The following is a 25,671-nucleotide window of genomic DNA, read 5'->3' on the forward strand; positions in this document are numbered from 1 at the left end:
AGGGTGACGACGGTGTCCAACGGCCCGCGCAGGCCCCTGGCGGGACCCGGGTGCATGGTCGCGCCGGGAGGTCCCGTCGCCGGGGTCCGGCGCGATCTGTGCGGGTATGGGGTGAGTCTAGCGAGCGCGTGCCGAGGCCGCGGCGAGCCGCTCCAGCCCCTCGTCCAGGCTCACCCGCGGCTCCCAGCCCAGCACCTCGCGGGTGCGTCGCTGGTCGAACCAGTGGGCCGTGCTGAGCTGCTCGGCCAGGAAACGCGTCATCGGCGGTTGGGTGATGGAGGGCAGCCCGGGCACGCGGTCGGCCAGCGCGACCGCGCCCTCCACGGCGGCCCCCAGACCCCAGGCCACCGGCACCGGGACCCGCAGCCGCGGCGGGGGAGCGCCGACCGCGCGGCAGATGTCGGCGATGAGCTCGCCGATGGGCCGCGGCTCGCCGTTGGTCACCACGAAGGCCTGCCCGTGCGCCTCCTCGACCCGGTCGAGCGCGGCGACGATGGCGTCGGCCGCGTTGTCCACGTAGGTCGTGTCGACCAGCGCCGTGCCACGCCCGACGAGAGCCAGCCGCCCCTGGCGTGCGCGCTGGGCGATCCGCCCCACGAGCTGGGTGTCGCCGGGACCCCACACCAGGTGCGGACGGACCGCGACCACCGGCAGGTCCTCGGAGTCGGCCTCCAGCGCGAACAGCTCGGCCGCCGCCTTGGTGCGGGCGTAGGAGCCCCGCGCCCGCATCGGCGTCGCCGGCCCGGCACCCTCACCGGCCAGCGACCGGCCGGTGTGCGCGACCGACGGCGAGGAGACCTGAACCAGGCGCCCGCCGCCGGCGGCACGCAACGCCTCGACCAGGTATGAGGTGCCCCTCACGTTGGTGTTGACGAAGTCCATCCAGTCGCCGACGACGTCGACCTTGGCGGCCAGGTGCACGACCGCGTCCTGGCCCTCGACCGCACGAGCGATGTCCTCCCGGGACCGCACGTCGCCGAGCACCTCGCGGTGCCGGCCGCCGGCGGTGCGTCGCTGCATGACGGTCACGTCGTCGCCGCGAGCGGCCAGCAGGTCGGCGACCGCGCCTCCCAGCATCCCGCTCGCGCCGGTGACCAGCACCTTCTGACCCATCAGCGGCTCCTCCTCCGGGGTGCGCCGGGCCGCAGCCGTCGACCGAGCCTGGCCACCGGACCGGCCCCGTGGAGGACCTCCTCGGCCCACCCGGCCAGCTCGGAGCGATCGACTTTGCTCGCGTGCCGGACGTCGACGGGCAACCAGTCCCGGACGAGCACGGCGGCCACCGGCACGTCGGTCACCCCGGCCACCGCGGCCCGGACCGCGCCGGCGGTCTCCGGACCGGCCAGCGGGTCACGACCGGCCCCGGTGAGGTGGGCGAGGCCGCCGAGACGTCCCTGCGGCACGACGACGACCACCAGCTGCTGCGTCCCGGCCGGGCCCACCCCGACCGCGACGACGTCCGCCAGGCCGGGGACCGCGCGCGCGGCGTCCTCCACCGCATACGGCGTCAGCGGCCCGTGCGCGGTGGTGAGGACGTGCGCGGACCTGCCTTCCACCCAGAGCCTGCCCTGCTCGTCGAGGTGCCCGACGTCGCCGGTCCGGTGCCAGCCCGGCGGCTGCGCGCTGGCCTGCTGGCGCGCCCACAGCCGGTCGTAGCGGTCCTTGACGTGCGGCCCCCGCACCACGATCTCGCCGACGGTGCCGGCGGTGGAGACGATCTGCGGGGAGGGTATGCCGTTCTCGTCCAGCGGGGCGATCCTCACCTCGACGCCGGCGACCGGACGGCCGACGCAGACGCCGGCCTGGGACTCGGCCTCTCCGGGGGCGAGCTCGGTCGGGTCCAGCGTGGCCACCGGCAGGGCCTCGGTCATGCCGTAGGGGGTGTGCGTGCGGGCCGAGGGCAGGATCTCGCGCACCTGGCGGAGCAGCTCCACGGGGACGGGAGCCCCCGCGGAAAGCACCAGGGTCGGCCCGGTCAGGGCCTCGCGCTGATCCGGGGTGAGGTCGTCGGCCGTGGCAATGATGTTGCGCAGGGCCGCGGGGGCGGCGAAGACGGCGGAGGCCTCGATCGCCGACACGGCCTCGGCCAGGCCGGCCGCGGTCAGCGTGTGGGGAGCCGTGACGTCCATGTCCGGGACGACGCTGGACAGCCCCAGCGCCGGCCCGTAGAGCGCGAACGGCGCGAAGGCCGCCACCAGCCGCTGGCCAGGACCGAGCCCGAAGGTGTCGCGGAGCAGGGCGACCTGGGAGCCCAACTGGTCGCGGGTGTAGACCACGCCCTTGGGCGGGCCGGTGGCCCCGGAGGTGAAGAGCACCGCGCCGTCGGCAGAGCCGGGCACTGCCGCAGGGCCGGGCTCGGCGGTAGAGCCGGGCTCGGCGGCAGGGTCACCGGCGGGCCGGACCGGGCCGGACAGGCCTCGTCCTACGACGGCGAGGGCGTCCAGCTCGGTGCCCTCGGGCGTGACGAGGAGGCGCTCCCCGGGCACGCGGGTGGCGGCCGCCAGGGCCAGGGCCGGACGGATCCCGACGACCAGGCGGGGGCCGGCCGAGCGCAGGGCGGCGCCCAGGCGGGCGGTGCCCAGACCCGCGTCGGCCACCACGACGACCGCGCCGAGCCGCCAGACGGCGTAGACCAGCGTGGTGAGCTCGATGCCGGGCGGCACGAGCGTGGCCACGCGGTCGCCGGGCCCGATGCCCCGGGCGGCCAGACCGCGGGCCACGTCCGCCACACGGCGGTCGAGCTCGGCGAAGGTGATGGACCGCTCGTTCCCGCCCAGCTCGGCCACGGCGACCGCGCCGGGGCTGGTCAGGTCGACCTGGATGGGGACGGGCGTGATGGCGGAGGTCGATGCGTCCTCCTCAGCCACCTCGCTGGAAGACTCCGCGCCGGTGCTGCGGGCAGCCTGGCTCACCTCGGCGACCTCGGCCGGACCGGCCTGCTGCCGCAGCCAGCTCCAGATCACCTCGACGCCCTCGGGGCGGTCCTCCAGCACCAGGTGCGAGGCTCCGGGGTAGCGCTGGACGTCGGCGTGGGGCAGACGACGCAGCAGGTCGTCGAGGTAGCGCTCGCCGAAGACCGGGTCGCGCGGGCCCCAGACCATCAGCGCCGGCAGGTCGGCCAGCTCGCGCACGCCCTCGGCGATCGCGTCCAGCGTGCCGCGGCTGGGATGGTCGTCCTCGAAGGGGATGTCCCGGACGAAGTCCGCCACCGCCGCCCGACGACCGGCCGTCAGGTAGGGCCGCGCGAAGGCGGACCGCACGTCCTTGGGCAGCGGCGGTACCGACAGCGCGGTGGTGCCGCGGACGAAGGCGGGGGTGCGCTCGCAGACCTGGGCGAGCAGACCGGGGGCCCGGACCAGCCGGATCACGCCCGGAGGCGCCGACTCGACCGGCTGGTGGACGGCCGTGTTGGTCAGCACGACCCCGGCCAGCTGGTCCCGGTGGGCCAGGGCCCACCCCAGGCTGACGGGGCCGCCCCAGTCATGGGCCAGGGTGTAGACCGGCCCCTCGATCCCGACCGCCTCGGTGAGCCGCCCCAGGTCGTCGACGCGCTGGGCCAGGCGCCGGGGGGAGGAGAGACGCTCGGAGAAGCCCATCCCGAGCTGGTCGACGGCGACCACGCGCCACCCGGGGGGCGCCTGCTCCAGGACGCGGCGCCACAGGTAGGACCAGGTCGGGTTGCCATGGACGCAGAGCAGCGTGGCCCGGACCTGCTCCCCGCGCTCGGCCAGCAGCGGGCCGTTGTCCAGCAGGTGCCAGCTGCGTGGTGTCCCCTCGGCGTCCGGGGCGACGACCACGCGCGACCACCGACGGTCCAGCCCCGGCAGGTCGGCGGCGGGAAGGCCCGGGGGGTCCTGGGCGACGGTCCGGTGGATCCGCTGGTCGAGGGGCGGCTGGCCGAAGGGCGGCTGGTCGAGGGGCGGCTGGTCGAGCGGCTGCGCAGGAGGCACCACGGGGTTCTCCATGGAGGTCACAGGGTCACCAGGACAGCTCGAGGCAGGTCATGTTCAGCCCCGAGCCGATGCCCATCATCAGGACCCGGTCGCCACGCTGAAGCTTGTCGGCCTCCTTGGCCAGGGTGATCGCCACCGCGGCCGGGCCGACATTGCCCAGCGTCGGGAAGGTCAGCGGGACCCGGTCCTTGTCGATGCCCAGGGCCTCGGCGGTCTTGCCCGTGTGGACCTTGCTGACCTGGTGGACGATGTAGCGGTCCATGTCGGACCAGTCGAACTCCCCGGCCGCGTCCGCCCACAGGTCCGTGGCCAGGCCCATGCCGGCGACGAGCAGCCCCTGGGTGTCGGTGCGCATCTCCTCGAAGTCGCCCACGCACAGCTCGTGGTGGTGGGTCGCCGCGCGGGTCACCCCGCCCACGATGCGGTGCCCGTCGGGGTGCTCGCTGGCCCGGCCCAGCACCATCGCTGCGGCTCCGGAGCCGAGGGTCAGGGTGGCGAACTGGCTCAGGATGTCCTCGGCGGTCGAGTCCTCGCCGGACAGGCGCGCCAGGGTGCGCTCCTGCGGCTCGCGGGAGCCCTCGCCGTCGACGATCAGCGCGTAGTCGATCTGGCCGGCGTCGATCATGGTGGCGGCCAGCTGCATACCGTTGACGAAGCCCAGGCAGGCATTGGTGAGGTCGAAGTTGAGGCAACTGGTCGCCAGCCCCAGCTCGTGGTGCACGTGCACCGCGATGGAGGGCTCCAAGTGGTTGCGGCTGACCGAGGTGTTGATGAGCAGCCCGATTCGGGAGGGGTCGATCCCCGCCTCGGCGATGGCGGCACGACCGGCCTCGATGGCTCCCTCGACGAAGTCCTGGCCCTCGTCCCACCAGCGCCGCTCGCTGATGCCGGCGAGGGCGGCCAGCATCCCCGGGCGCAGCCCGTTGCGCTGGTAGGAGGACCCGATGACCTCGTCGAACTCTGCCGAGGTCTTGACGACGGGAGCATCGACCGCGGTGACCGAGAGGACCGCGGTGTTCTGGGGACGAAAGGTGGCGTTGCCGTTCAAGATGGGTCCTTGCTCGTGGGGGATCGACTCATTCGACCACAGCGCAGGGGCCTTGACCGAACCCGCCAGCCCCGCGCACACCGACCTGGGCGACCTGAGCGCCGTCCTCAGGACACCTCAAGCCTCCTGTGTCACGATGTGCACGACGCATCAGGCGAGCGCGGGGGACCCCTCTGCGGGCCTGGACCGGGGAAGGACAAGAGACATGAGCAGCACCACGAAGCGTTGGGCCACCCTCCTGACCGCGGGGGCGCTGTCCCTCGCGCTGACCGCCTGCGGGGGTGACGAGGACGGCCAGGACCCGACCACCGCGCCGGCGCCGACCACGGGCGCGGCGACGACGGAGGGCACCGGGGCCGGCGCCACCGAGGACGACGCGGCCACCGAGGGCGGCGACGACGCGGCGGCCAGCGACGGGGCCGGCGGCTCGGTCGACGCGGCCGAGGGCGAGGAGGTCCCGATCGAGGACTTCATCGCGATGCTCAAGGCCCCCGGCGAGGAGAAGCTGTCGACCTACACCATGAGCATGGAGCTCAAGTCCGGCTCCGAGGGCATGACCATGGAGGGCGCGGTCGACCTCAGCGGCGACAGCCCGAAGATGAACCTCGACATGGAGGTCCCCGGCGCGGGCAACATGACGATGATCATGGCCGACGGCCGGATCTTCATGGCGATGCCGGGGGTGACCGAGGAGGGCAAGTTCCTCGAGGTGCCCGAGGAGCAGCTCGGTGACGCGGCCACCTCCCTGGACGAGGTGGACCTGAACTCCCAGTACGACGCCTGGGAGGAGGGCGCGCAGAGGGTGACCTTCACCGGCGAGGAGGACGTCGAGGGCGAGACCATGCGTCGCTACGAGGTCGTCGTCGACGCCTCGGTCGCCGCCGACGCCGCCGGCATGACCGGTGACGACGCAGCCGCCATGACGTCCCTGGGCGAGGAGTTCGTCTACGACGTCTGGGTCGACGAGGAGGGGCTGATGCGCCGCATCGTCATGGAGATCGAGGGCATGGTCACCGAGATCAAGGCGGACAACTGGGGCGAGCCGGTCGACATCGAGGCCCCGGCCGACTCCGACCTGATGACCACCCCGGACATGGGCGGCAGCACCTCCGGAGGCTGACCCGCCCCCTCGCTGACCGCAGGATCGGCCGGCCGACGACCCGTCGGCCGGCCGATCCGCGTCCTCAGCCGGTCGTCGGCGGCAGCACGTCCTGCTGCGCCGGAGCCTCGTCCTGCCGGACCAGCCCCACCGGGCAGGTGTAGCCGTTGGGCCCGTGGTTGCAATACCCTGCCGGGTTCTTGTGGAGGTACTGCTGGTGGTAGTCCTCGGCGTGGTAGAACGGCCCCGCATCCTCCGCCGACCGCAGCTCGGTGACGATCCGGCCATGGCCGGCCGCCGTGATGACCTGCTCGAAGGCGTCCCTGGTGGCCCGGGCCGCCTCCTCCTGCTCCGGCGTGGTCCAGTAGACCGCCGAGCGGTACTGCGTCCCGATGTCGTTGCCCTGCCGGTCCGGGGTGGTCGGGTCGTGGTTCTCCCAGAAGGCCTTGAGGATCAGCTCCGGGCTCGTCCGCGCCGGGTCGTAGGCGACCATCACCGCCTCGGTGTGGCCGGTCCGACCCGTGCAGGTCTCCTCGTAGGTCGGGTTGGGCGTCTGCCCGCCCATGTAGCCGGCGGCCGTGCTCACCACGCCGGGCAGCTGCCAGAAGATGCGCTCGGCACCCCAAAAGCAGCCCATCGCCACGTAGATCACCTCGGTGCCCTCGTCCCACGGGCCGTGCAGGGAGGTGCCGAGCACCTCGTGCCGCTCGGGGATGCCGGGCAGGGGCGTGGGGCGTCCGGGCAGAGGTGAGGAGATCCGCATACCGAACAGTGTTGCACGCCTTCTCGGCCCGTCCGGTGGCGCGGACCCCGTCGCCTGTGGCACCGTGCGTCTCATGCTGAAGCCCTTCGCCCCCATGCCGATGGCGGCCACCGAGGCCTGGACCGGCGGCGACTGGACGCTCTACGTCGTCCTCCCGCTGATCCTGCTCATCGTCGGTGTGGTCCTCTACCTCCTGGGTCGCAAGCAGCACGCCGAGGCCGTGCGCATCAAGGCAGGCTTCGGCGGCCCGCCCGGCTCGCTGGACGTCGGCTCCGACCTGGGCTTCGGCATCGACAGCAACCGCCAGGCCGTCCTGTCCGCGCAGCGCAAGATGCTCTGGGGCGGGATCCTGGGCGGCATCGGCCTGATCTGGCTGATCGTGAGCCTCATCATGCGCGTGGCGTGAGCTTCCTCCTCGTCGACGTCGGGTCGACGTTCACCAAGGCCGCTCTCGTCGACGACGAGGGCGGCCTCCTCGCGAGGGCCGCGGTCCCGACGACCGTCGGTCCCGGCCGGGACGTGCTCGACGGCGTCCTCCAGGTATGCGGCGCTCTCGCCGCGGGCGGTCCCGGCACCGGCTCCGGCCCCAGGCCCGGTTCCGTCCCCGATCCCCTGGACCCGGCCGACGCCGACCGGGTGCTGGTCTGCTCCAGCGCGGGCGGTGGGCTGCGGCTGGCCGTGGTGGGCTACGAGCGTGCGGTCACGGCCGAGGCCGGGCACCGCGTGGGTCTGTCCGCGGGGGCCAAGGTGGTGCACGTCGCGACCGGGCCGATGACGACCGCCGCGGTCGCCGAGCTGAGGGCGGCCCGCCCCGACGTGATCCTGCTGGTCGGTGGCACCGACGGCGGCAACTCGGACGTCCTGCTGCACAACGCCTCCCGGCTGGCGCGCTCCCGCGTCGGCGCCCCCGTCGTCGTAGCTGGCAACGTCGACGCGCGCGAGGAGGTCGCGGCCGAGCTGGCCACGACGGGCAGGCGCGTGACGCTCACCGACAACGTGCTGCCCCGGATCGGGGTGGTCAGCCCCGGGCCTGCGCGGCAGGCGATCCGGGAGGTCTTCCTGGAGCACGTCATCGGTGGCAAGGGTCTGTCCAAGGGGCCGCGGTTCGCGCGGCTGGTGCGCGCGGCCACGCCGGACGCGGTGCTGTCCGGCGTCGAGGTCCTGGCCCGGGCGGCCGACGGTGACGTGATGGTCGTGGACGTGGGCGGCGCCACCACGGACGTCTACTCGGCGCTCACGCCGCAGGGCGAGGACGCCTCGCTGCGCAAGCACGTGGTCGCCACGCTCTGGCACGCCCGCACGGTCGAGGGAGATCTCGGTATGCGGTGGGGCGCGCCCGGCGTGCTCGAGGCTGCCGGGGTGGAGGCCCTGCCCGGGGTCACCGACCAGCTGCGGGCCTGGGTCGACCGGGTCCACGCCGATCCCTCCGTCCTGCCCGCCGACCGGCACGAGCAGCGGCTGGACCTGACGCTGGCGACGATGGCGGCCACCGTCGCCTCGCGCCGGCACGGGCGGCCCGGAGCCCCGGGGGAGGCCCCGCGCCCGCTCAAGGACGTGCTGCACCTGGTCGGGTCCGGCGGCGTGCTCCGGCACGCCGGCCCGGCCGACGCCGGCGAGGTCCTCGGTGCGGTGCTCCAGGACCACGGAGGCGGGTGGCACCCGCCGGCGGACGCGCGCACGAGCGTGGACACCTCATACCTGCTCTTCGCCGCAGGCCTGCTGGCCCAGGAGCACCCGGAGATCGCGGCGGCGGTCGCGGCCCAGGTGCTGCCCGCCTGAGCGAAGGGCTCCCGGGTGGCGCCGACGCGCAGCGGGAGTCGATAGCCTGGCGCGGTGGCAACGACCCCAGCAGTGACCCTCGACGACGTCCTCTCGGCCCGCGAGACCCTGGCCGAGGTGCTGACCCCCACGCCGATGGAGTTCAGCCAGTCGCTCACCGACCGGATCGGGGTGCCGGTGCACCTCAAGTGCGAGAACCTCCAGCGGGCCGGCTCCTTCAAGATGCGCGGGGCCTACACGCGCATGTCCCGGCTCACCGACGAGGAGAAGGCGCGCGGCGTGGTCGCCGCCAGCGCCGGCAACCACGCGCAGGGCGTGGCGCTCGCGGCGCGGATGCTCGGGATCGAGGCGACGGTCTACATGCCGCTGGGTGCCGCGATGCCCAAGCTCGCCGCGACCCGCGGCTACGGCGCCACCGTGACCCAGGTGGGCACGACCCTCGACGAAGGCATCGTCGAGGCCAAGAAGTTTGCCGAGCAGACCGGCGCCGTGTTCATCCCGCCCTTCGACCACCCTGACATCGTCGCTGGTCAGGGCACATGCGGGCTGGAGATCCTCGAGCAGGTCCCCGACGTGCGGACCATCGTGGTGGCCACCGGGGGCGGCGGCCTGCTCGCCGGGATCGCGACCGCGGTCAAGGCGCAGAACCCCGACGTGCGGGTGGTGGGCGTGCAGGCCGAGGAGGCCGCCGCCTGGCCGGGCTCCCTGGAGGCCGGACGCCCGGTGCCGGTCGCCTCGATGAGCACCATGGCCGACGGCATCGCGGTCGGCTGCCCCGGGGAGGTGCCCTTCGGGCTGGTCTCCGAGCTCGTGGACTCGATGGAGACGGTCAGCGAGCAGGCCATCGCCCGGGCCGTGCTCTTCCTGGCCGAGCGGGCCAAGCAGGTGGTGGAGCCGGCGGGGGCCGCGGCCGTGGCCCACCTGATGGAGCTGGGCAAGGAGTCCGGGTCGCACTACGAGGGTCCGGTGGCCGCCGTGATCTCGGGCGGCAACATCGACCCGCTGCTGCTGCTGCGCATCATCCGGCAGGGCCTGACCGTGGCCGGTCGCTATCTCCAGCTCCAGGTCAAGGTGCCCGACCGCCCCGGCGAGCTGGCCGCGGTGCTGGCCCTGCTGGCGGAGGAGCGGTGCAACGTCCTGGAGGTGCTGCACCACCGCCGGGTGCTGGGGCTGAAGGTCAGCGAGGTCGCCATCTCGATGACCCTGGAGACGATGGGCCACGACCACTCCTCGCACGTGATCCAGGCGCTGCGCGACCACGGGTCGACGGTGGAGCGGATCTGAGCCCACAGGCGGCCCGCTCTCGGTGGCCATCCAGGTCGCCATCTCGACTCTCGCGGCCTTCCCGGCTAGAATGGGGGGTCAACCAACGGTCCGGGCAGATGGTGCCCGGACCTTGTGTTTGGGCCGGACGCCGACGACAGGGGCGTGCGGTGTTGGGCCGGAGCCGCGACACGGGTCCGGCCTTCGCATCAGATTTGAGGAGACAGAACCCATGACTGGGATCGCCAACGAAGCCAGCTACCTGACGCAGGAGGCCTACGACCGCCTGCGCGCCGAGCTGACCCGACTCACCGGTGAGGGGCGCAGCGACATCTCCAAGCGCATCGAGGCTGCTCGTGAGGAGGGCGACCTGAAGGAGAACGGCGGCTACCACGCCGCCAAGGAGGAGCAGGGCAAGATGGAGGCCCGCATCCGCCAGCTCGAGCAGCTCCTGCAGACCGCCGTGGTCGGCACCGCCCCCGCGGACGACGGCATCGTCGAGCCGGGCATGGTCGTGACCGTCGAGATGTTCGACGACACCGAGACCTTCCTGCTGGGCTCCCGCGAGATCCTCGACGACGGCGAGGACCTGGCCGTCTACAGCGAGAAGTCCCCGATGGGCGCGGCCCTGCTCGGCCACCGTCCGGGCCAGACCGTGACCTACTCGGCGCCCAACGGCAACAAGATCGAGGTCAAGGTCCTGGAGGCCAAGCCCTACCAGGCCTGAGCGTGACCTGGCCCCACGAGGGCTGGCAGAAGGGGCGCCGCCGGCATCGCCGGCGGCGCCCCTTCGTCTGTCCTGGTGCGGTGCGGTGCCGCGGGGTCGGACCTTGTGCGGTGCCGCGGGTCAGCCCCGGTCCCGCGGCTCCTCGTCGGAGTACCAGCACTGGGTCAGGTAGCCGGTGATCGCCTCCGTGGCGGTCTGGACCGACTCGATGTGCCGGCTCGGCGAGCTGTCCGTCGGGCCCACCTCGACCGTGGTCCGCCCCACCACCGTGTGGCTCCCGTCCTGCGCCTCCAGCTCGCACGTCACGGCCCTGCTGGGATCCCGGCGCAGGTCGAAACGGATGTCCACCTGGCTCTCCGAGACGACGTCGTGCCCGGTGTAGACCCAGTGCACCCGGCCCGCGGTGGCGGAGATGCCGAACCAGACGGCGAGGGCCGTGGCCGCGGCGACCGCCAGCGTGCCGAAGATCCACCAGCCACGGTGCGAGCGGCCGGACCCGGTGCGCTCGGGACTCGCGGGGGCGTCAGGTCGGGCTGGCTGCGTGGTCACGGTCGGAGCTGTCCTTGGTCGGTGAGAAGATGGGTGCGCGGTCGCGCCGGTCCCGGCGCGCACCACCATTGTCCGACACGAGCCCGGCCGAGACCGGCGCAGGTCCGCGCCGCCCGGCCGAAGGAGCCAGATGACCTCCCAGGGACTGCGCCTGATGGCTGTCCACGCCCATCCCGACGACGAGTCCTCCAAGGGCGCCGCGACGACCGCGCACTACGTGGCCCAGGGCGCCGAGGTGCGGATCGTCTCCTGCACCGGCGGCGAGCGTGGCGACATCCTCAACGAGCGGCTCAAGGGCGACCCGGCGATCCTGCGCGACATCGACCGGGTCCGCCGCGAGGAGATGGCCCGGGCCGCCGAGATCCTGGGCGCCAGCCACACCTGGCTCGGCTTCGTCGACTCCGGCCTGCCCGAGGGCGACCCGCTCCCGCCCCTCCCGGAGGGCTGCTTCGCCCTCGCCCCGGTCGAGGAGACCGCCGAGGCGCTCGTGCGCGTGATCCGCGAGTTCCGTCCGCACGTGCTCACCACCTACGACGAGAACGGCGGCTATCCCCACCCCGACCACATCATGACCCACGTGGTGACGATGGCGGCCTTCCAGGCCGCCGGCGACCCAGCCGCATACCCCGATGCAGGGGAGCCGTGGCAGCCGCTGAAGGTCTACTACAACGGCTGGAGCCCGGATCGGATGATCCGGCTCAACGAGGCCATGGAGCGGGCCGGGCACGAGCCGCCCTACGCCGACTGGCTCAAGAACATCCTGTCCCGTCCGCGCCGCGTGCTGACCACGCACATCGACTGCGCCGACCACTTCCAGACCCGTGACGACGCCCTGCTCGCGCACGCCACCCAGGTCGACCCGGACGGTCACTGGTTCGTGGTGCCGCTGGACATCCAGCGGGCGGAGTGGCCCACCGAGGACTTCGAGCTGGCCTGCTCCCTGGTGCCGGTCCACCTGCCCGAGGACGACCTGTTCACCGGCCTGCGCGAGCTGGCCGACCTCGAGGCCGCCTGCCGCCACACGTACGATCGGGACGACGAGGGGCAGCTGCTCCTCGTGCACCGCCCGATGGCCCCGGTCCCGGGCGAGCAGGACCGTTCGACCACCCCCCGCGACGGGGACGGCGACGGCGTCGACGACATGCGCACGGAGGAAGGGCACTCGGCATGAACAACACCTCGGTGGAGATCACGGCCGGGCTGGGTGGATTCCTGGTCGTCTTCGCCCTCGCGATCGCGGTCTGGCTGCTCGGGCGCGACCTGACGCGGCGGCTGCGGCGGATGCGGCTGCGGGAGCAGGAGCGCCTCAAGGCGCTCGCCCGCGAGGAGGGCCGGGGTGCTGCGGCTCCTCGTCCTGAGGACCCGAACACCCAGCACTGAGACCCGGAGTAGCGCTCAGGTGCCGAACCGGCGCTCCCGCTCCGCGTAGGCGCGCAGGGCCCGCAGGAAGTCCACCTTGCGGAAGTCGGGCCAGTAGGCCTCGCAGAAGTAGAACTCGCTGTGGGTGCTCTGCCACAGCAGGAAGCCGCCAAGCCGTTGCTCGCCGGAGGTGCGGATGACCAGGTCCGGGTCCGGCTGCCCCTTGGTGTAGAGGTGGCTGCCGATGTCCTCCACGGTGAGCGACTCCGCCAGCTCCTCGAGGGACCGACCCTGGGCCGCGGCGTCCTTGAGCATCGACCGGACGGCGTCGGCGATCTCCCGCCGACCCCCGTAGCCGATCGCCACGTTGACCACCAGGCCGTCGACCTCGACGGTCCGCGCTGCGGCGTCGGTGAGCCGCTGGGCGGTCGCCTCGGGCAGCAGGTCCAGGGCGCCGACGACCCGCACCTGCCAGCGTTGGGCGTCGGCCAGCGTGGTGACGACGTCCTCGATGATCTTCAGGAGGGGCTCGAGCTCGGCCGCGGGCCGGTTGAGATTGTCCGTGGACAGCAGCCAGAGGGTGACCACCTCGACCTCGGCCTCCTCGCACCAGCCGAGGAAGGGCACGATGTTGTCGGCGCCGGCGCGGTGCCCGTCCGCGGAGGCTGCCCCCCGCTCCCTGGCCCACCGGCGGTTGCCGTCCAGCATCACCCCGATGTGGCGGGGGAGGCGTTCGGTGGGCAGGTGGCGACGCAGCGAGGACGTGTAGGCCCGGTAGACCAGGTCGCGCGGCGTCTGCATGGCGCAAACCTACCCCTTCCCGCCGGGACGACCAGCGGTCCGGGACAACTTACGCACTCGTAACCTACGCTTGCGTAAGTTACGATTTTGGTATGAGGCACGTCCGCCACGCAGCCACCGAGATGGTCGACGACCTGGTCGAGCACGTCGAGGATCTCGTCGATCACGTCAAGCCGCACCTGCGCGGGTGGCTGCACCTGGGGATGGTGCCGATCAGCCTGGTCCTGTCCATCCTGCTGGTGGTCTTCTCGCCGACGCCGACCTCACGGATCGCGGCGGTCGTCTTCGGCCTCACGGCGGTCCTGCTCTTCGCCACCTCGGCCGTCTACCACCGCGGCCGGTGGTCGCCCCGGGTGGAGGGCTTCCTCAAGCGGTGGGACCACGCAAACATCTTCCTGATCATCGCCGGGACCCACACGCCCTTCGCGATCACCCTCCTGCCGCTCGGTCAGGCGCGCACGCTGCTGTGGACGGTCTGGGTGGGCGCCGTGGCCGGCGTGATCTTCCGCGTCTTCTGGGTGGGGGCGCCCCGGTGGCTCTACACCGTCGTCTACTGCGCGCTCGGGTGGGTCGCGGTGTTCTACCTGGTCCCGTTCTGGCGGTCCGGCGGCCCGCTGATCGTCAGCCTGATCGCGGCCGGGGGTCTGTTCTACACCGTGGGTGCGGTGGTCTACGCCCTCAAGCGCCCCAACCCCTCGCCGCGCTGGTTCGGCTTCCACGAGGTCTTCCACGCCTTCACCGTCGTCGCCTTCGCCGCCCACTGGACCGCGGCGCTGCTGGCGGTCGTCGGCTCCGGCCCGATGGCCGCCTGAGCTGTTCACCTCAGACTCAGCAGCACTTTTCGTCATACCCGTCACACGCGTCACACGTGTCGGTGGCGCGTCGCCCGACGTTCACCTGCTGTACCCCGACACGCCGACCGGGCACGGGCGGGGCGCGGGAGTCACCCCATACCGTCATGGACAAGGCGCGGGGCACCCCGCCCCGCCTCTCGGGAGGCACACGATGACGATGATCCCCTGCTCCGCCGGCGAAGCAGACAGTCTCGACCGCGGCCAGTCCGCCCCCTATCCGGTGGGTGAGATCCCCGAGACGGGGCGCAAGACCTACGTGCTGGACACCTCCGTCCTGCTGTCGGACCCGCGCGCTCTGCTTCGCTTCGTCGAGCACGAGGTCGTCATCCCGGTGGTGGTGATCACCGAGCTGGAGGCCAAGCGCCATCACCCCGAGCTGGGGTACTTCGCCCGGCAGGCGCTCCGGATGCTGGACGACCTCCGGGTCCAGCACGGCACGCTCAGCGAGCCGGTCCCCGTCGGCGACGCCGGTGGGCAGCTGCGTGTCGAGCTCAACCACACCGATCCCACCGCGCTGCCGGCCGGGTTCAGGCTGGGCGACAACGACACCCGGATCCTGGCGGTGGCCAAGAATCTCGCGGGCGAGGGCAAGGACGTGACGGTCGTGAGCAAGGACCTGCCCATGCGGGTCAAGGCCTCGGCCGTCGGTCTGGACGCCCAGGAGTATCGCGCCGAGCTGGCCGTCGAGAGCGGCTGGACGGGCATGGGCGAGCTCGAGGTCGACGACGAGCAGATGCGCCACCTCTACGAGCACGGCCGCCTCGAGCACGATGCCGCCCGAGATCTCCTGGTCCACACCGGCCTGACGGTGCTCGGCCCCACCGGCAGCGCCCTCGGGCGGGTGGCGCCGGACCGGACCGTCCGGCTGGTGCGGGGGGACCGTGACGCCTTCGGGCTGCACGGTCGCTCCGCCGAGCAGCGGATCGCTCTCGACCTGCTGCTCGACCCCGACGTGGGCATCGTCAGCCTGGGTGGCCGCGCGGGCACCGGAAAGAGCGCCCTGGCGCTGTGCGCGGGGCTCGAGGCCGTGCTCGAGCGTCGCCAGCACCGCAAGGTGATCGTCTTCCGGCCGCTGTATGCGGTCGGCGGCCAGGAGCTCGGCTACCTGCCGGGCAGCGAGAACGACAAGATGGGGCCGTGGGCGCAGGCCGTCTTCGACACCCTGTCGGCGGTGGTGAGCAAGGAGGTCGTCGAGGAGATCCTCGATCGCGACATGATCGAGGTGCTCCCGCTGACGCACATCCGCGGCCGTTCCCTGCACGACGCCTTCGTCATCGTGGACGAGGCCCAGTCGCTGGAGCGCAACGTGCTGCTGACCGTCCTGTCCCGGATCGGGCAGAGCTCCCGGGTGGTCCTGACGCACGACGTCGCCCAGCGGGACAACCTGCGGGTCGGTCGGCACGACGGCATCGCCGCCGTGATCGAGGCGCTCAAGGGTCACCCCCTGTTCGCCCACGTCACCCTGACCCGCAGCGAGCGCAGCCCGATCGCGGCGCTCGTGACCGAGATGCTGGAAGGGCCTGCGGGACTGTTGTGACTCCTGCGAGCGTGTGAGGCAGGTGCTCACTCGCGGGGTGTGACCTTCGCCACGATCCGGGGCGGAAAGTTGACGCCGCAGGGGTCCGGGCGCGAACGTGGACAGGCTAGATCACGAATTGGTAACGCCGCCACGTCCCCGCCGGACCCCCTGTGCACGACGCACTGTCCCGCTTCCGGAAGCGGCGAGCCATCCCGAGAGGTAGTACTTGATGACGCACGCCCCCAAGACCGACCCCAACGGCCGGCACCGCAACCGTTGGGGTCGTGGCCCCGCCACGGCCATCACCGCCGGCATCGCGGCCGGCTCCCTGGCCCTGGCGACCTACGCGGTCTCCGGCGCCGCCCCGGCCCCCGACACCGCCAAGCTCCAGGCGACGATCGGCAACATCAACCCGTCGCTGGCCGCGGACGCCCTCGGCCTGCGCAGCAGCACCGCCAGCGAGAAGGTCCAGGAGGCTTTCGCCCAGACGCGTGAGCTTCGCACCGAGCAGGCCACCGACTCTTTCGGGCTGAGCGTCGACCTGGCGGGCCAGGGCCTCAAGACGGTCCAGGGCACCTCCAAGCAGATCGCGGCGAAGAAGACCGAGGAGTTGGCTGCCAAGAAGGCCGCCGAGGCTGCCGCGGCCCGCAAGGCCGCCGAGAAGCGCGCCGCGGAGCAGCGTGCCGCCGAGGAGGCTGCCGCCGCCGAGCGGGCCGCTGAGCAGCGTGCCGCGGACGAGGCTGCCGCGGAGCGTGCCGCTGAGCAGCGTGCCACGGAGCAGCGTGCCGCCCAGCAGAGCGCGTCGCGTTCCGCGGCGCGTCCGGCTGCCCCGGCCCCGGCCCCCGCGCCGGCACCGGCCCCGGCCCCCGCGCCGGCACCGGCCCCTGCCCCGGCCCCCTCCGGTGACTCCCGCTCCATCGCGCGTTCGATGCTCGGCAGCTACGGCTGGGGTGACGACCAGTGGGGCTGCCTCGACTCCCTCTGGCAGAAGGAGTCGGGCTGGAACCACACCGCCATGAACCCCTCCTCGGGCGCCTACGGCATCCCGCAGTCCCTCCCGGGCAACAAGATGGCGACCGCCGGCGCCGACTGGCAGACCAACCCCGCGACCCAGATCCGCTGGGGCCTGGGCTACATCCAGGGGCGCTACGGCAGCCCGTGCGGCGCCTGGGCGCACTCGCAGTCCTACAACTGGTACTGATCGGTCCGGCCCTCGACGGGCCGTCCGCAGCGCAGGTTCACGGCCCGTAGCCTTAGGCTCGGGCCGTGAACGATGTCCAGCGCCTCGGTCGTGAAGCCGCTCGCACCGCCTCGAAGGTCGGCAACCACCCCTGGCTCGAACGCCTGGCCCGGATCGGCTTCGCCGCGAGCGGCCTGATCCACCTCTTCATCGGCTGGATAGCGGTCCAGGTGGCGCTCGGAGGCGGCTCCGAGAATGCCGACCAGGGTGGTGCTCTCGAGGCGCTCCGCGGTGCGCCCCTGGGCGGGCTCCTGCTCTGGGTCTGCGTCGTGGGCTTCTTCGCCCTCGCGCTGTGGCAGGCGATCGAGGCCGTGGCCGGCAGCGACGAGGCCAAGGACCGGGTCAAGGCGGCCGGGAAGGCCGTCCTCTACGGCGCCCTGGGAGCCACGACCCTGACCTTCGCGATGGGCGGGTCCAAGGACAGCGGGGCGAGCAGTGCCGACCTGACGGCCACGTTGATGGCCGCTCCGTTGGGCCGGATCCTCGTCGGCGCAGTCGGCCTGGGCGTCATCGGGGCGGGTGCCTATCACGTCTACAAGGGTTGGGCCAAGAAGTTCCGGGAGGACCTGGTGACCACCGGTGGCGGGTCCATCGGCCGAGGCGTGGAGATCAGCGGCATGGTGGGCTACATCGCCAAGGGCGTCGCCCTGACGGTGGTCGGCGGTCTCTTCCTCCTGGCGGCGGCCCAGGCCGACCCCGAGGAGTCGACCGGCCTGGACGGGGCACTGCGCACCCTTGCCCAGCAGCCGATGGGCACCGTGCTGCTGCTGGCGGTCGCGCTCGGGCTGATCCTCTACGGGGTCTACAGCTTCGCCCGGGCGCGCCACGCCAAGCTCTAGAGCCGGGCGCCCAGCTCTGGTGCCGGGGAAAGCTCCAGAGCCGGGAAAGCTCTAGAGCCGGGGAAAGCTCTAGAGCCGGCGACAAGCTAGAGCCGCCGGAGGCGGACCCGGTCGACCGTGTGGTCCGGTCCCTTGAGGAGCACGAGGGTGGCCCGGCTGCGGGTCGGCAGGATGTTCTCGACCAGGTTGGGCGCGTTGATCGACTCCCAGATGTTCTCGGCGATGTCGACGGCGGCGTCGTCGGTCAGGCTGGCATAGCGGTGGAAGTGCGACTCGGGGTCGGCGAAGGCGGTCTGGCGTAGCGAGAGGAAGCGATCCAGGAACCAGCGCTTGATGTCGGCGACGTGAGCATCCACATACACCGAGAAGTCGAAGAAGTCGCTGACGGCGAGACTGGCGCGACCTGAGGGGGCCGCCTGCGGCGGCTGGAGGACGTTGAGGCCTTCGACGACCAGCACGTCGGGCTGGCGGACGACGATCCGCTCGTCAGGCACGATGTCGTAGACCAGGTGGCTGTAGACGGGGGCGCTGACCTCGGCCTTGCCGGCCTTGACCTCGGCCACGAACTTCAGCAGCGCCCGGCGGTCGTAGGACTCCGGGAATCCCTTGCGGGCCATCAGGTTGCGCTTGGTGAGGACCGCGTTGGGGTAGAGGAAGCCGTCCGTGGTGACCAGCTCGACGCTGGGGCGCGTGTCCCAGCGGCGGATCAGCTCGGCCAGGATGCGTGCCGTGGTCGACTTGCCCACCGCGACCGACCCGGCCACGCCGATGATGAAGGGCGTCCGCTTGGGACTCTCGTCGAGGAACTCGCTGGTGATCTTGTGCAGCCGCGCCGTCTCCTGCTCGTAGAAGGACAGCAACCGGCTGATGGGGAGGTAGACCTGCTCGACCTCGGCCAGGTCGAGCCGCTCGCCCAGACCGCGCAGCCGCTCGATGTCGTCCTCGTCCAGGTGCATCGGGTGCTCTTCACGCAGCCGCGCCCAGTCGTTGCGGTCGACCTCGACGTAGGGCGAGGGGATGGTGCCGCCGTTGGCATGGGAACCCATGGCGGCGATTCTCGCATCAGGGGTGGGCCCCTGCAGGACGTACCCTTGGTCCTATGTGTGGAATCGTGGGATACGTCGGGCAGAACACCGACGACAAGGCGCTGGACGTCGTCATGGAAGGTCTGGGCCGGCTGGAGTACCGCGGCTACGACTCGGCCGGGATCGCGGCGGTGAACGGCGGGACCGTCGAGACCCGGAAGCGGGCCGGCAAGCTGGAGAACCTGCGGGAGGCGCTCGAGGACGCCCCGCTGCCCGAGACCACCACCGCGATCGGGCACACCCGGTGGGCGACGCACGGCGGCCCCACCAACGAGAACGCCCACCCGCACCGCGGCGGGGCGGACGGCAAGCTCGCCCTGGTCCACAACGGCATCATCGAGAACTTCCACGCCCTGAAGCAGCAGCTCCTGGCCGAGGGGGTGGAGTTCACCTCCGAGACCGACACCGAGGTCGTGGCCCACCTGGTCAGCGCGGCCTTCGCGCGCACCGGTGACCTGACCGAGGCCATGCGCGAGGTGGTCAACACCCTGCACGGCGCCTTCACCCTGCTGGCGGTGCACGCCGACCAGCCCGGCGTGGTCGTCGGGGCTCGCCGCAACTCCCCGCTGGTCGTCGGTCTGGGCGAGGGGGAGAACTTCCTCGGCTCCGACGTCGCCGCCTTCATCGGCTACACCCGGCACGCGCTCGAGCTCGGCCAGGACCAGATCGTCACCATCACCCCGGACACCTACGAGGTGATCAACTTCGACGGGACCCCCTCGGACGGCAAGGCCTACGAGGTGACCTGGGACGCCGCCGCGGCCGAGAAGGGCGGCTACCCGACCTTCATGGAGAAGGAGATCAACGAGCAGCCGCACGCGGTCGCCGACACGCTCCTCGGTCGCACCGACGCCGAGGGCAACCTCCGGCTGGACGAGCTGCACATCTCCGAGGACGAGCTGCGCGCGGTGACCAAGATCGTCGTCGTGGCCTGCGGCACCGCGGCCTATGCCGGCATGGTCGCCAAGTACGCCATCGAGCGCTGGACGCGCATCCCCGTCGAGGTGGAGCTGGCCCATGAGTTCCGCTACCGCGACCCGGTGATCGACGAGCACACCCTGGTGGTCTCGATCTCCCAGTCCGGGGAGACCATGGACACCCTGATGGCCGTCCGGCACGCCAAGGAGCTGGGCGCCCGGACCGTGTCCATCTGCAACACCCACGGCTCCACGATCCCGCGCGAGTCCGACGCCGTCCTCTACACCCACGCCGGTCCCGAGATCGCCGTGGCCTCCACCAAGGCCTTCCTGGCCCAGATCACCGCGAGCTACATCCTCGGCCTCTACCTGGCCACGCTGCGCGGTGAGAGCGACCAGGCCTCCGAGGTGCTCGCCGAGCTCCAGCAGATCCCGGACAAGATCCAGCAGGTGCTCGACTCGATGGCCCGCGTCCGGGAGATCGCCTACTTCATGGCCGACTCCCGATCGGTCCTCTTCCTGGGGCGCCACGTCGGTTATCCCGTCGCGATGGAGGGGGCGCTCAAGCTCAAGGAGCTGGCCTACATCCACGCCGAGGGCTTCGCCGCCGGCGAGCTCAAGCACGGCCCGATCGCCCTCATCGAGCCCGGGCAGCCCGTCTTCATCGTCGTGCCCTCGCCCGACAGCGAGCACGGCCTGCACGGCAAGGTCGTCTCCAACATCCAGGAGATCCGGGCCCGCGGCGCGCGCACCCTGGTCATCGCCGAGGAGGGTGACGACGACGTCGTGCCCTTCGCCGACGAGGTCATCCGCGTCCCCCGCACCCCGGCCCTGCTGGCCCCGCTCCTCACCGTGGTGCCGCTGCAGGTCTTCGCCCTCCACCTCTCGACGGCCAAGGGCCTGGACGTGGACCAGCCCCGCAACCTGGCCAAGTCGGTCACCGTCGAGTGAGGTCGGCATGATCGTCGGCGTGGGGATCGACGTCGTCGACGTCGCGCGCTTCTCGGCGCGGATGACGGCCAACCACCGGCTGGGGGACCGTCTCTTCACGGAGGAGGAGCAGGGTCTGCGGCCGGAGTCGATGGCGGCCCGGTTCGCCGCCAAGGAGGCTCTGGCCAAGGCGCTGGGAGCGCCCGTCGGTCTGCGCTGGACCGACGCCACCGTCGTGCGCGACGACGATGGCAGGCCGAGGCTGAGCATCACCGGCACCGTCAAGGCGCGGGCCGACGAGCTGGGCGTGACCTCCCTGCACCTGTCCCTGTCGCACGACGCCGGCGTGGCGACGGCCGTGGTGATCGCGGAGTCCTGATGCTGCGCGGGTATGCGGTGGACGTGGTCCGGGACGCCGAGCGGGCGGCCATGGCCAGCCTGCCCGAGGGCACGCTCATGCAGCGCGCGGCCCGCGGCCTGGCGGCCACCGTGATCGCGCGGGCCGCGGAGCGTGACGCCCAGCAGGTCCTCGTGCTCGTCGGGCCCGGCGACAACGGTGGGGACGCCCTGTGGGCGGCCGCGATGGTCGCGGTCGAGCAGCCCGACCTGGACGTGCGCGTCCTGACCCTGACCGGCGGGCACGCCTCCTCCAGCCACCAGGCCGCGCTCGAGGCCGTCGACCGTGCCGACGTGTCCCTGCACACGCTCGATCCGGACGGCGAGCTGGACGACATGGCCCGACGGTGGTTGGCCGGGGCCGACCTGGTCGTCGACGGGCTCCTGGGGATCGGTGGTCGGCCCGGGCTGCGCGGAGCCATGGCGGCGGCCGCGGCGGAGGTGCCGGACGCCGCATACCGGATCGCCGTCGACCTGCCCAGCGGGGCCGACCCGCACGGCCGGGAACGCGCAGAGCAGGTCCTCGCCTCTCACGAGACGGTGACCTTCGGGGTGGTCAAGCCTGTCCACCTGCTGCCCGCGACCCAGGACCTCGTGGGTCGGCTCACCCTGGTGGACATCGGCATCGAGTCGACGGAGGGACCGGAAGTCGAGCGCCTCGAGGCTGCGGACGTCGCCCGGATGTGGCCGGTGCCGGGGGCGGCGGACGACAAGTACACCCGCGGGGTCCTGGGGGTGCTCGCCGGGAGCGAGCGCTATCCGGGGGCAGCGGTGCTGACCTGCCTGTCGGCGGTCGAGGCCGGGGCCGGGATGGTGCGGCACGTCGGGCCGCCCACCTCCTCGCTGCTCGTGCTGCAGACCGTGCCCGAGGTCGTGCCGCGCACCGGACGGTGCCAGGCCTGGGTGATCGGCCCCGGCCTGGACGTGGCGGAAGGCTCGGTGCCCGGCCATGCCCAGGTGCGGGCGGCACTGCGGGCGCTCGAGTCCGACGTGCCCTGCGTCGTCGACGCGGGGGGACTGGACCTGCTCCGGGACGTCCTGAGGCAGGGGCCGCGGCGCGCGCCCACCCTCCTGACCCCGCACGCGGGGGAGCTGGCGCGACTGCTCACGGCGTTGGCCCGTCGGCCCGCCGGGGGACCTGCTGGGGGAGCCCAGCGGCAGCACGGCGAGTCCGTCAGCCCCGAGGACGTGCGGGCCGACCCGGTCGGCCACGCGCGCGCGGCGGCGGAGGCGACCGGCTGCACCGTCCTGCTCAAGGGGTCCGTGACCATCGTGGTGGATCCCGACCCGCAGGTGCCCGTCAGGGCGCAGGCGGAGGCCCCGGCGTGGCTGGCCACGGCCGGCGCGGGGGATGTGCTCGCCGGTGTCTGCGGCGTCCTCCTGGCGGCCGGGCTGTCGCCGTCGGACGCCGGGGCGGTGGGTGCGTTCGTGCACGGCCGCGCCGCCCGGGTCGCCAACCCCGGCGGACCCGTGCGCGCCTCGGCCGTCGCCCGGGCCCTGCCCGGGACGCTCGCCGCCCTGCTGGAGCCGACGGCCGCACCCTCTGCGAGAGAGCGCGGGGCGTCCGCTGTAGGTTGAGAGTCATGGATCAGCGTCTCTCCCTGGTGACCCTCGGGGTCAACGACCTCGACCGCGCCCGCGACTTCTACGTCGCGCTCGGCTGGGAGCCGGGACCCTCCCCGGAGCACATCGTCTTCTTCCAGACCGGCGGCATGGTCGTCGCGCTGTGGGAGCGGATGGCGCTGGCCGTCGACTCCGGCATCGAGATCGACGACGAGGACGACGACACCCCGGGCAGCGGCGACGTCTGGGGCGGCAAGGTGCTGGGCCTCAACGTCGGCAGCGCCGGCGAGGTCGACGAGCAGATGGAGAGCGCCAAGGCCGCAGGGGCCGAGATCCTGCGCCCTGCCTGCACCCGCTTCTGGGGCGGCTACTCCGGTGTCTTCACCGATCCCGACGGCCACGTGTGGGAGATCGCCTACAACCCCTATTGGACCGTCACCGACGACGGCCAGACTCTGCTGGGTGACGGTCGCGGCTGAGCCGAGCCGCCCCCTGCTGAGCACGCCCCCGCCACCGCTGGCGGGGGCGTCCTGCTGTCCTCCGCCGCCCGACTCCGGGGGTTTCGGGGCCCTACGGGTTTGCTCGCCAGGAGCGAGCAAACCCGTAGGACCGAGCGACCCGCACGTACGTACCGGCGTGCACAACGGCGAGATTCGCCGCATACCCGCAGGGCGTGGGTCATTGCGCACGCCGGTACGTACGCGAACCGGCAGGTCGGTGAGGGACGGATCCCACGTGACGAGCCCGTCAGCGTGAGGAGACCGCCCAGGGCCCCGGGCGGTTGAGCGCGGAGCACACCGCGTGCAGGGAGGCCCGCACCGTGTTGGCGTGGATGCCCACGCCCCACCGCACCTGGCCGTCGACGGCGCACTCCACGTAGGCCGCCGCGTAGGCGTCCTCCCCGGCCGACAGCGCGTGCTCGGAGTAGTCCAGGACCCGCACGTCGATGCCGATGCCCGACAGGCCCTCGACGAAGGCGTCGATCGGACCGTTGCCCTCGGCGTCGATCCGGTGCTCCTGGCCGTCGACGGTGACGCGGGCCCGCAGCCTCACCGTGCCGTCCTCGTCGTGGGCGTTGGTGAAGTCGTGCAGGACGACGGGGCCGGTCTGGTCGAGATACTCGTGGCGGAAGGCCGACCAGATCTGGCCCGGAGTCATCTCCCCGCCCTCGGTGTCGGTGTGCTTCTGCACCGCGCCGCTGAACTCGATCTGCAGCCGGCGCGGCAGGTCCAGCTTGTGCTCGGTCTTCATCACGTAGGCCACACCGCCCTTGCCGGACTGGCTGTTGACCCGGATCACGGCCTCGTAGGAGCGGCCGATGTCCTTGGGGTCGACGGGCAGGTAGGGCACCTCCCAGCGGAAGTCGTCGACGTCGGCGCCGGCCGCGGCAGCATCGGCCTCCATCGCCTCCAGGCCCTTCTTGATGGCGTCCTGGTGGCTGCCCGAGAAGGCCGTGAAGACCAGGTCGCCGCCGTAGGGATGACGCTCGGCGACCGGCAGCTGGTTGCAGTGCTCGACGATGCGGCGGATCTCGTCGATGTCGGAGAAGTCGATCTGCGGGTCCACGCCCTGGCTGAACATGTTCATCCCCAGCGTCACCAGGCAGACGTTGCCGGTGCGCTCGCCGTTGCCGAACAGGCAGCCCTCGATCCGATCGGCGCCGGCCAGGTAGCCCAGCTCGGCCGCCGCCACGCCGGTGCCGCGGTCGTTGTGCGGGTGCAGCGAGAGGATGACGTTCTCTCGGTGGTTCAGGTGGCGGCTCATCCACTCGATGGAGTCGGCGTAGACGTTGGGGGTGGCCATCTCGACGGTCGCCGGCAGGTTGATGATGACCGGCTTGTCGGGCGTCGGGACGAAGACCTCCATCACCGCGTTGCAGACGCGGGCGGCGAACTCCAGCTCGGTGCCGGTGTAGGACTCGGGAGAGTACTCGTAGTAGATGTCCGTGCCCGGCTCCATCTGCTCCTCGTACTTCTTGCAGATGCGCGCGCCCTGGACGGCGATGTCGACGATCTCGTCCTCGTCGGCGCGGAAGACGACGCGGCGCTGCAGGGTCGAGGTGGAGTTGTAGAGGTGCACGATGGCCTGCTTGCACCCCGCGATCGCCTCGTAGGTGCGCTCGATCAGGTGCTCGCGCGCCTGGGTCAGGACCTGGATCACCACGTCATCGGGGATCAGGTCCTCCTCGATCAGCATGCGCACGAAGTCGAAGTCGGTCTGGCTCGCGGCCGGGAAGCCGACCTCGATCTCCTTGTAGCCCATCCGCACCAGCAGCTCGAACATGCGGCGCTTGCGGTCGGGGGTCATCGGGTCGATGAGGGCCTGGTTGCCGTCGCGCAGGTCGACGGCGCACCATCGGGGGGCCTGGGTGATCTGCCTGCTCGGCCAGGTGCGGTCCGGCAGGTCGACGGCGGGGTATGCGGCGTAGCGGCCGGTGGGCATCCCGCTCGGCTGCTGGGGGTTGCGGCTGATGATGTGGGTGCCGGCGGACTCGGGCGTGCTGGCGGCGTGGGGGGTGATGGGCGCTACGGGGGTGGTGATGCTCATGGCTGGGTCTGGCTCTTCCTCGCTGGGGGTGACGGTCCGCTGGTGAACAGCAGGAACTCCGCAGCGAGGGCCGGACCTAGATGGTCTCGCTGCGGCGTCGAAGGAGAAGCAGAGCGGTCATTGGGAGGCAGCCTAGCGGACGATCCTCACGTCGGGTCAAGGTGATCAAGGTCACCGGCCGCTGCGAGGGTGCTCCCAGCCGTCGGGACCCAGCGTGAGCAGATCGCCCACGTCGCAGTCCAGCGCCCGGCAGACGGCGGCCAGGGTGCTGAACCGGATCGCCTTGCCCCGGTTGTTCTTGAGCACCGAGAGGTTGGCGAAGGTGATGTCGACCCGCTTGCTGAGCTCGGTGAGCGTCATGTCGCGCTCGGCGAGGAGCTCGTCCAGCCGGCACCGGACGAGGACCTCCCCGTCATCCTTGGAGTGGCGTCCGGCCATCG

Annotated in this window: 24 protein-coding genes; 15 read left to right on the top strand and 9 right to left on the bottom strand. The window is 72.2% G+C overall.

Translation table 11 applies throughout. From position 1 onward, the window contains the following. Positions 1 to 117 precede the first annotated feature (117 nt). Genes ACTMMA_RS00255 through ACTMMA_RS00265 form a run of 3 tightly spaced genes read right to left on the bottom strand, consistent with a single transcriptional unit; the run spans position 118 to position 5,001 of the window. Positions 118 to 1,113 (bottom strand): NAD-dependent epimerase/dehydratase family protein, encoded by a 996-nt coding sequence (locus ACTMMA_RS00255; RefSeq protein WP_441188090.1) that lies wholly within the window; start codon positions 1,111 to 1,113, stop codon positions 118 to 120. After that, the gene (locus ACTMMA_RS00260) at positions 1,113 to 3,965 is read right to left on the bottom strand and encodes an alpha/beta fold hydrolase (protein WP_441188091.1); all 2,853 of its coding nucleotides are present in this window, start codon (positions 3,963 to 3,965) and stop codon (positions 1,113 to 1,115) included. The genes ACTMMA_RS00255 and ACTMMA_RS00260 overlap by 1 nt, the downstream gene beginning before the upstream one ends. A gap of 13 nt (positions 3,966 to 3,978) precedes the next feature. Further along, positions 3,979 to 5,001 carry a 3-oxoacyl-ACP synthase III gene (locus ACTMMA_RS00265; protein WP_441188092.1) on the bottom strand — a complete coding sequence of 341 codons (1,023 nt, stop codon included), beginning with the start codon at positions 4,999 to 5,001 and terminating at the stop codon, positions 3,979 to 3,981. Between the two features lie 205 nt (positions 5,002 to 5,206). On the opposite strand from ACTMMA_RS00265, the gene ACTMMA_RS00270 reads away from it, so the two are divergent. Then, positions 5,207 to 6,121 (top strand): hypothetical protein, encoded by a 915-nt coding sequence (locus tag ACTMMA_RS00270; protein ID WP_441188093.1) that lies wholly within the window; start codon positions 5,207 to 5,209, stop codon positions 6,119 to 6,121. A gap of 64 nt (positions 6,122 to 6,185) precedes the next feature. Here ACTMMA_RS00270 and msrA read toward each other — a convergent pair whose 3' ends face one another. After that, positions 6,186 to 6,863 (bottom strand): peptide-methionine (S)-S-oxide reductase MsrA, encoded by a 678-nt coding sequence (msrA, locus tag ACTMMA_RS00275; RefSeq protein ID WP_441188094.1) that lies wholly within the window; start codon positions 6,861 to 6,863, stop codon positions 6,186 to 6,188. A gap of 73 nt (positions 6,864 to 6,936) precedes the next feature. Between msrA and ACTMMA_RS00280 the strand changes: the two genes are divergently transcribed. From ACTMMA_RS00280 to greA, 4 genes are all read left to right on the top strand, one after another. Continuing rightward, positions 6,937 to 7,269, top strand: a complete 333-nt coding sequence (locus tag ACTMMA_RS00280; RefSeq protein WP_441188095.1) for a hypothetical protein — start codon at positions 6,937 to 6,939, stop codon at positions 7,267 to 7,269. Continuing rightward, positions 7,266 to 8,642 carry a glutamate mutase L gene (locus tag ACTMMA_RS00285; protein ID WP_441188096.1) on the top strand — a complete coding sequence of 459 codons (1,377 nt, stop codon included), beginning with the start codon at positions 7,266 to 7,268 and terminating at the stop codon, positions 8,640 to 8,642. Before ACTMMA_RS00280 ends, ACTMMA_RS00285 begins: the two co-directional genes overlap by 4 nt. A 54-nt stretch (positions 8,643 to 8,696) precedes the next feature. Continuing rightward, positions 8,697 to 9,926: a threonine ammonia-lyase gene (ilvA, locus tag ACTMMA_RS00290; protein WP_441188097.1), complete on the top strand. Its 1,230-nt coding sequence runs from the start codon at positions 8,697 to 8,699 to the stop codon at positions 9,924 to 9,926. 211 nt (positions 9,927 to 10,137) lie between these two features. After that, positions 10,138 to 10,632 (top strand): transcription elongation factor GreA, encoded by a 495-nt coding sequence (gene greA, locus ACTMMA_RS00295; protein WP_441188098.1) that lies wholly within the window; start codon positions 10,138 to 10,140, stop codon positions 10,630 to 10,632. A 120-nt stretch (positions 10,633 to 10,752) separates the two neighbouring features. On the opposite strand, the gene ACTMMA_RS00300 is transcribed toward greA, so the two are convergent. Then, positions 10,753 to 11,181 (bottom strand): DUF4307 domain-containing protein, encoded by a 429-nt coding sequence (locus ACTMMA_RS00300; RefSeq protein WP_441188099.1) that lies wholly within the window; start codon positions 11,179 to 11,181, stop codon positions 10,753 to 10,755. A gap of 130 nt (positions 11,182 to 11,311) precedes the next feature. Between ACTMMA_RS00300 and mca the strand changes: the two genes are divergently transcribed. Beyond that, positions 11,312 to 12,352, top strand: a complete 1,041-nt coding sequence (mca, locus tag ACTMMA_RS00305; RefSeq protein ID WP_441188100.1) for a mycothiol conjugate amidase Mca — start codon at positions 11,312 to 11,314, stop codon at positions 12,350 to 12,352. After that, positions 12,349 to 12,561 carry a hypothetical protein gene (locus ACTMMA_RS00310; RefSeq protein WP_441188101.1) on the top strand — a complete coding sequence of 71 codons (213 nt, stop codon included), beginning with the start codon at positions 12,349 to 12,351 and terminating at the stop codon, positions 12,559 to 12,561. Before mca ends, ACTMMA_RS00310 begins: the two co-directional genes overlap by 4 nt. 15 nt (positions 12,562 to 12,576) lie before the next feature. Here the strand turns inward: ACTMMA_RS00310 and ACTMMA_RS00315 are convergent, their stop codons facing one another. Then, on the bottom strand, positions 12,577 to 13,341 hold the full coding sequence (locus ACTMMA_RS00315; RefSeq protein WP_441188102.1) for an isoprenyl transferase: 765 nt from the start codon (positions 13,339 to 13,341) through the stop codon (positions 12,577 to 12,579). 92 nt (positions 13,342 to 13,433) lie between these two features. On the opposite strand from ACTMMA_RS00315, the gene trhA reads away from it, so the two are divergent. The 4 genes from trhA to ACTMMA_RS00335 all read left to right on the top strand — a co-directional run bounded on the left by trhA (position 13,434) and on the right by ACTMMA_RS00335 (position 17,793). Next, positions 13,434 to 14,153, top strand: coding sequence for a PAQR family membrane homeostasis protein TrhA (trhA, locus tag ACTMMA_RS00320; protein ID WP_441188103.1), 720 nt, complete (start codon positions 13,434 to 13,436; stop codon positions 14,151 to 14,153). Positions 14,154 to 14,346: 193 nt separating this feature from the next. Further along, positions 14,347 to 15,732, top strand: a complete 1,386-nt coding sequence (gene phoH2, locus ACTMMA_RS00325; RefSeq protein WP_441188104.1) for an RNA 5'-3' helicase PhoH2 — start codon at positions 14,347 to 14,349, stop codon at positions 15,730 to 15,732. A gap of 211 nt (positions 15,733 to 15,943) precedes the next feature. After that, positions 15,944 to 16,915 carry an aggregation-promoting factor C-terminal-like domain-containing protein gene (locus ACTMMA_RS00330; RefSeq protein ID WP_441188105.1) on the top strand — a complete coding sequence of 324 codons (972 nt, stop codon included), beginning with the start codon at positions 15,944 to 15,946 and terminating at the stop codon, positions 16,913 to 16,915. A 65-nt stretch (positions 16,916 to 16,980) separates the two neighbouring features. Then, entirely contained in the window at positions 16,981 to 17,793 is an 813-nt protein-coding gene (locus ACTMMA_RS00335; RefSeq protein WP_441188106.1) for a DUF1206 domain-containing protein, read from the top strand. An 86-nt stretch (positions 17,794 to 17,879) separates the two neighbouring features. Here ACTMMA_RS00335 and coaA read toward each other — a convergent pair whose 3' ends face one another. After that, positions 17,880 to 18,839 (bottom strand): type I pantothenate kinase, encoded by a 960-nt coding sequence (gene coaA, locus ACTMMA_RS00340; protein ID WP_441188107.1) that lies wholly within the window; start codon positions 18,837 to 18,839, stop codon positions 17,880 to 17,882. 53 nt (positions 18,840 to 18,892) lie between these two features. Here coaA and glmS point away from each other — a divergent pair, with 53 nt between their 5' ends. Genes glmS through ACTMMA_RS00360 form a run of 4 tightly spaced genes read left to right on the top strand, consistent with a single transcriptional unit; the run spans position 18,893 to position 23,163 of the window. After that, a complete protein-coding gene (gene glmS, locus ACTMMA_RS00345) occupies positions 18,893 to 20,746 on the top strand; it encodes a glutamine--fructose-6-phosphate transaminase (isomerizing) (RefSeq protein WP_441188108.1) in 1,854 nt (617 codons plus the stop codon). Between the two features lie 7 nt (positions 20,747 to 20,753). Next, the gene (locus tag ACTMMA_RS00350; RefSeq protein ID WP_441188109.1) at positions 20,754 to 21,104 is read left to right on the top strand and encodes a holo-ACP synthase; all 351 of its coding nucleotides are present in this window, start codon (positions 20,754 to 20,756) and stop codon (positions 21,102 to 21,104) included. Next, a complete protein-coding gene (locus tag ACTMMA_RS00355) occupies positions 21,104 to 22,699 on the top strand; it encodes a bifunctional ADP-dependent NAD(P)H-hydrate dehydratase/NAD(P)H-hydrate epimerase (RefSeq protein WP_441188110.1) in 1,596 nt (531 codons plus the stop codon). The genes ACTMMA_RS00350 and ACTMMA_RS00355 overlap by 1 nt, the downstream gene beginning before the upstream one ends. Before the next feature lie 5 nt (positions 22,700 to 22,704). After that, a complete protein-coding gene (locus ACTMMA_RS00360) occupies positions 22,705 to 23,163 on the top strand; it encodes a VOC family protein (protein ID WP_441188111.1) in 459 nt (152 codons plus the stop codon). 268 nt (positions 23,164 to 23,431) lie between these two features. On the opposite strand, the gene leuA is transcribed toward ACTMMA_RS00360, so the two are convergent. Then, positions 23,432 to 25,126 carry a 2-isopropylmalate synthase gene (gene leuA / locus ACTMMA_RS00365; protein ID WP_441188431.1) on the bottom strand — a complete coding sequence of 565 codons (1,695 nt, stop codon included), beginning with the start codon at positions 25,124 to 25,126 and terminating at the stop codon, positions 23,432 to 23,434. A gap of 276 nt (positions 25,127 to 25,402) precedes the next feature. Next, on the bottom strand, positions 25,403 to 25,669 hold the full coding sequence (locus tag ACTMMA_RS00370; protein ID WP_441188112.1) for a helix-turn-helix domain-containing protein: 267 nt from the start codon (positions 25,667 to 25,669) through the stop codon (positions 25,403 to 25,405). Between the last annotated feature and the right edge of the window lie 2 nt (positions 25,670 to 25,671).

This window comes from Ornithinimicrobium panacihumi (genome assembly GCF_052073805.1).
GTDB classification, from domain to species: domain Bacteria; phylum Actinomycetota; class Actinomycetes; order Actinomycetales; family Dermatophilaceae; genus Ornithinicoccus; species Ornithinicoccus panacihumi.